General features: G+C 67.5%; 1 protein-coding gene. It reads right to left on the reverse strand.

The window, feature by feature from the left end:
* Window positions 1-665 (reverse strand): RICIN domain-containing protein (locus tag Vse01_RS29140; protein ID WP_204019288.1); only part of this gene is annotated, 665 nt, incomplete at its 3' end.
* Window positions 666-1,213 lie beyond the last annotated feature (548 nt).

The following is a 1,213-nucleotide window of genomic DNA, read 5'->3' on the forward strand; positions in this document are numbered from 1 at the left end:
GGCCCGGTCGACGACCAGCGGTAGCTCGACGGCAGGTTGCAGGTGCCCGACGGGGGCGGCGTGGTCGGCGTCGGGTTTCCGCCGCCATCGATCCGGACCAGCTGCCACTGTTGGTTGGCGCCGTTCCAGTCGTCGTACTGCACGATGTTCCCGCCGTCGGCGGTCGAGGCGCCCTGCACCTCCATCACCTTGTTGCTGTTCCGGTTGATCAACCGAACGTAACCGCCGTCGGAGTCGGCCAACCGGAACTGCTGGTTCGCCCCGTTGTGGTCGGACCACTGCACGATGGCGGCGCCGTTGGCGGTCGACCAGTTGTAGACGTCCAGCACCTTGTTGGACAGCCGCGACTTCAGCCGGTAGTAGCCACCGCCCGAGTCCACGAACTGCCACTGCTGCTGGTTGCCGTTGTTCCGCGACCACTGGGTGATCCGGGCGCCGTCGTTCGTGGCCAGGTTGTACACGTCGAGGGCCTTGCCGCTGTTGCGGTTGACCAACACGTACCACGCGTTCGTGTCGACAGTCGCGGCGGCGGCCGGTGTCGACACCGCCACGGCGGCGGCACTACCGGCGACGACCGCCGTGACACCCGCCGCAGCGGCCCGCAACAACCACCTACGTGGTCGCGAGGGCGGCGGGAGAGCGGGAGATCTACCAAAGGCAGACATGTTCCTCCTTCAATGACCGAGAGCCGAGCGGTCCGCCCGAGGATGGGCACACCGTCGAACATCTGCGCTGCTTTGTTAGCGCTAACATCAACGTTGACGCGTCCCCGCACACGCCTGGTTCACCGGCCGGACGAAGCAGGCTCGCCCGGTAAGCCGTAGGCATCGCCGTCCTTGACCATCGACTGTGGGCGATAACACGTCGTTCGTCAAGACGTAATGTTCCGGAATCACGAGGCCGTGACGTTCCGGAATTATCAGACACCTGACCTGCTATCGCCACGGCACCGCCACTCACCGCCCGCCTGCGACACCCACACCGCCCCGCTCGGCCGAACTTCCCACCGAGCACCCAACACCCGCCGGCATGGTGACGCTAACATTGATGTTCACCCATCTGTTCGGCGACGCGCAAGGGTGCGTACGCCAGCCGGTCGGGCACCCACCAGCACCCGGCCGGGCCGGGCGGGTTCGAGGCCAGGGAGGCGGCCGGGCGGGTTCGAGGCCAGGGAGGCGGCCGGGCGGGTTCGAGGCCAGGGAGGCGGCCGGGC

Origin of the sequence: Micromonospora sediminimaris (genome assembly GCF_016863575.1) — a bacterium.
In the GTDB taxonomy this organism is placed as follows: Bacteria; Actinomycetota; Actinomycetes; order Mycobacteriales; family Micromonosporaceae; genus Micromonospora; species Micromonospora sediminimaris.